The 4065-nt window shown below is 57.2% G+C and carries 4 protein-coding genes; 2 read left to right on the forward strand and 2 right to left on the reverse strand.

Annotation, left to right across the window (positions count from 1 at the left end):
- Positions 1–197 precede the first annotated feature (197 nt).
- Positions 198–704, reverse strand: a complete 507-nt coding sequence (locus V9K67_RS26780; protein ID WP_336728160.1) for a hypothetical protein — start codon at positions 702–704, stop codon at positions 198–200.
- A 104-nt stretch (positions 705–808) separates the two neighbouring features.
- The gene (locus tag V9K67_RS26785; protein ID WP_336728161.1) at positions 809–1159 is read right to left on the reverse strand and encodes a hypothetical protein; all 351 of its coding nucleotides are present in this window, start codon (positions 1157–1159) and stop codon (positions 809–811) included.
- A 206-nt stretch (positions 1160–1365) separates the two neighbouring features.
- Between V9K67_RS26785 and V9K67_RS26790 the strand changes: the two genes are divergently transcribed.
- Complete coding sequence (locus tag V9K67_RS26790; protein WP_336728163.1) at positions 1366–1968, forward strand: hypothetical protein; 603 nt, start codon at positions 1366–1368, stop codon at positions 1966–1968.
- A gap of 58 nt (positions 1969–2026) precedes the next feature.
- Positions 2027–3628 carry a flotillin family protein gene (locus V9K67_RS26795; RefSeq protein WP_336728165.1) on the forward strand — a complete coding sequence of 534 codons (1602 nt, stop codon included), beginning with the start codon at positions 2027–2029 and terminating at the stop codon, positions 3626–3628.
- Positions 3629–4065 lie beyond the last annotated feature (437 nt).

Genomic DNA, 4065 nt, shown 5'->3' on the forward strand with positions numbered 1-4065 from the left:
GCCTCCCGCACGGTAGGCAGCAGGCTGAAGTAAGGCCCGACCAGGAAGCCGGCGATGATATAGCCCAGCACCAGGGGCTGCTTCAGCCATTTGAACAGCAGGGTAATGAAAGCGGCCGCCCCCAGGATCAGGGCCAGGTCCGAGATAATATGCGGTAAGTGTCCCATGAAATAGTTTTAAGTAGGTAAAGAAAGGTTTCAGGTCTTCAGCAGCTGGCCGATGCGCTCCTGCCATTGGCGGGCCAGCTGTTCGCGCTCGGCGATCTGGTAAACGCTGTGCTGGCTATGGCTGTAAAAAGGAATGGACACGGGTTCCTGGCGGTGGCCGGCGGGTTCAAGGGCCAGGGTGATGGCGTCCAGGAAGGTTTCGACCTTCTTGCCCTCCTTGTCGAGGGGTACGGTGCGGTTCGATTTCACCAGCCGGCAGCTTTTCATTTCCGACAGGTCCGCCAGGGTATGCTGGCAGTCGCTTCCGTTTTGGGTCACCACCAGCAGTTGGCGGCCGGGCTCGTCCAGGGCCAGCAGGCCGGAATCCAGCGGCTCGCGGTAGGTCAGTTCGAGGCGGTGTTTTTCTTCTACTTCCCGGGTATACCGGGTCAGGGCCTGCCGGCCTTTTTGCTGATCCTGGCGGGCACGGGCAAAAATGAACAATATGAGGGCAAGGACGGCTGCAAAGAGCAGCAGTCCCATAAATGTTAAGGTCATGGGTAATGCTTTTAGGGAATACAATGCCGTCTGCGGCAGGTCGTTGGGAACAAACGGGACCCGTCGCGGAGGAAATTAAAGGGGGAGCGGAAACGGCAGGGGTATTACCAGAAAGCGTGTTTGGGATAGAGCAACAGCAGCGCTGTACGCGTCCAACGGGAAGGGGCAGACAAAAAAGAAGCGGAGGCCTGCAGGCCCTGCCCATGGCGCACTTTCAGCGCTGCCGCTCCCAGGTAACCCGGCAGGTCGTCTTCCTTTACGGAAGGCGCCGTGGTCTGGTAATGGCAGGAATGGATATGGTCTCCCTGGGAGGCCGGCAGCGGCGCTGCGGCAAACAGGCTGTGCCTGTTTTTGGCGGCCTGCGGCAGGCGGATCCCTTTTGCCTGGAAGGCAGCTGCCTTTCCCGGTAGCAGGAACGACAAACAGATCAGGAATAGGAGGGAAACCGAACGCATCCGAGCAAATGTAGGGTTTAATCCAAAACACCGGGCCGTTCCGGCCCCAAACAGGGGCCGCGAGGGAGCATCTGCCGGCCGGGGGAGGGGTTTTTAACGTATCCTTGTGGAAGGGGGTCCCTGCTTTCCCCGGATAATTTTTTCTGCCTCACCGACAAAAACATTGCGGTTCCGCTCTATATTTGAGTTGACCAAAACCGCAAACGATGCTTCATGCCTTTTTCCAATGGTGGGCCCGCCTTCAGGGCTTTGAGCAGGTGCTCTGGGGCATCGCGCTGTTGTTTTCCTTCCTTTTCCTGGTCCAGACGACCCTTTCCTTTTTTGTAGATGCTGCGCACGACCATAACAGCCTGGGCGATACCGATACGGGCGGGGGCGAAGGCGACGGCCATGGTTTCCAGTTCTTCTCGCCGGCCAACCTCATTACCTTTTTTACCCTTTTCGGCTGGGCGGGATTGGCCGCCTACCACAGCGGCCTCTCCACAGGCTGGGTCATCGCTATCGGGGCGATCTCGGGATATTTCATGGTGGTGCTGCTGTATTTCCTGCTGAAATGGATTGTGCAGCTGCGCCAGAGCGGCACCCTGCAAATGGGCAATGCCCTCAGCCAGGTGGGAGAGACCTACCTCCGCATTCCCGCCGGCCGCCAGGGCACCGGCAAGATCCATATCCAGGTGCAGGGCCGCCTGTCCGAACTCGACGCCATGACCGACGATTCCGAGGACATCGCCACCGGCAAGCCGGTAAAAGTCACCGGAATCCTGAACGACCATATCCTGCTGGTCACTACCGATTTTTTGAAATACTAACGACCCTTTACTCTTATTTCTTTTCCCTCCTTATCTCTTAGCTTTTAAACCGACGCTTATGACTGAATACCTCTTATTGGTTGCTGCCTTTGTGATCGTCTTTCTTTTTGTGCTGGTGCTGTCGTTGTTCCGGCGCTACAAGCGCTGTCCTTCCGACAAGGTGCTGGTGGTGTACGGCAAGGTGGGCCAGGGTGCCGAAGGTCACCTCAGTGCCAAGTGCATCCACGGCGGCGCCGCCTTCATCTGGCCGCTGATCCAGGATTACGCGTTTATGGACCTGACGCCCATGTCCATTGAAGTGAACCTGACCAAGGCCCTCAGCAAGCAGAACATCCGCGTAGACGTGCCTTCCAAGTTTACCGTGGGCATCTCCACCGAGCCCGGCATCATGGAAAATGCCGCCGAGCGCCTGCTGGGCCTGCGGGCGCAGGACATCCATGCCCTGGCCAACGACATCATCCTGGGCCAGATGCGCCTGGTGGTGGCCATGATGGACATCGAGGAAATCAACAACAACCGCGACAAATTCCTGACCAACGTGGCCTCCAACGTGGAAGCCGAACTGAAGAAGATCGGCCTGAAGCTGATCAACGTGAACATTACCGACATCAAGGACGAAAGCGGCTATATCGAAGCGCTGGGCAAGGAAGCCGCCGCCAAGGCCATCAACGAGGCCAAGAAAAGCGTGGCCGAACAGGACCGCGTCGGCGAGGTGGGCAAGGCCGCGGCCGAACGGGAAAAGGATATCTCCATCCAGCAAACCCAGAAGGACCGCGACGTGAAGATTGCCGAAACCCAGCGTGACCGCGATTCGCAGATCGCCATGGCCGTCAAGGACCGGGAGATCAGCATCGCCTCGGCCAAACGCGACGAACAGATCGGTAAGGTGGAAGCCGAACGCGATACCCGGATCAAGACCGCCGAGGCCAACGCCATTGCCGTACAGGGCGAGAACCAGTCGAAGATCCAGATCGCCAATTCGGAGGCCGAGCGTCGCCAGAAGGAGGCCGAAGCCCTTAAAATGGCCATTGCCGCCGAAAAGGTGCAGACCGCCCGGGCACTGGAAGAAGCCTATACCGCCGAGCGGAAGGCCGAAGAGGCCCGGGCCGACAAGGAGCGGGCATCGCAGCAGGCCAACATCGTGGTAACGGCCGAGATCGAAAAGCAGAAGGCGATCATCGAAGCGCAGGCGGAAGCCGAGCGCATCCGCGAACGGGCCAGGGGTGAGGCCGATGCCATCTATGCCAAGCTAGAGGCCGAAGCCCGCGGTATGTACGAGATCCTGACCAAGCAGGCCGAGGGCCTCGACCGGATCGTAAAAGCCGCCGGCAACAATCCGCGCGATGCCGTGTTGCTGCTGATCTCCGACAAGCTGCCCGAGCTGGTAAAAATGCAAACGGATGCCATCAAAAATATCAAGATCGACAAGGTAACCGTCTGGGAGAACGGCGGCGCCAATGGCGAGGGCAAGAACTCCACGGCCAACTTTGTTTCAGGCCTCTACCGGGCCGTGCCGCCGCTGAAAGACATTTTCGACATGGCCGGCATGAACCTGCCCGACTACCTGGGCAAGGAAATAAAAGTGAAGGAGCCCATCGGCCACCACGAAAAACCCGTGGAAGTGCTCGGCGTGAAAGTAGACCTGCCGGCGAGAGATTGATAAGTTTACGAGTTTACAAGTTCTCGAGTTCACGAGTTCAGTTCCTGGGTTTTGGGAGTTGAACGAGAAACTACAAAAGTCTCGAAGACTTTTGTAGTTTTTTTGTTTTAAGCCATATCACATACCGGGGACTTGTATTCCGGGTAGGGACGGTTCGACCTTTGCTCCTTAGGATGACTTGAACGTACCCGGAATACAATTCCGGGTACGTGAGCTTGCTTTTATTAGAACAGTCCGGTACTACCAGGTTATGTTAAGAGAACCATTCCTGTTCGCACTTGCGGACAAAAAAAGCAGCCGTTGCGGGCTGCTTTTTTTTGTGTTTTATTGTTGAAGCTATTCGGGGCTTATTTCACGATCGAGAAGTCGATCCTGGTAGACTTACCGTTCACCGTGGCTTTCAGGCTGTACTTGCCCGTCTTGGCGGTCCAGCTCTT

Origin of the sequence: Huijunlia imazamoxiresistens, assembly GCF_037132455.1 — a bacterium.
Taxonomy (GTDB): domain Bacteria; phylum Bacteroidota; class Bacteroidia; order Chitinophagales; family Chitinophagaceae; genus Flavisolibacter; species Flavisolibacter imazamoxiresistens.

Bases quoted from the DNA above. Each gene is read 5' to 3' on its own strand.
- V9K67_RS26780 (WP_336728160.1), bottom strand. From the start codon at position 704: ATGACCTTAACATTTATGGGACTGCTGCTCTTTGCAGCCGTCCTTGCC.
- V9K67_RS26785 (WP_336728161.1), bottom strand. From the start codon at position 1,159: ATGCGTTCGGTTTCCCTCCTATTCCTGATCTGTTTGTCGTTCCTGCTA.
- V9K67_RS26790 (WP_336728163.1), top strand. From the start codon at position 1,366: ATGCTTCATGCCTTTTTCCAATGGTGGGCCCGCCTTCAGGGCTTTGAG.
- V9K67_RS26795 (WP_336728165.1), top strand. From the start codon at position 2,027: ATGACTGAATACCTCTTATTGGTTGCTGCCTTTGTGATCGTCTTTCTT.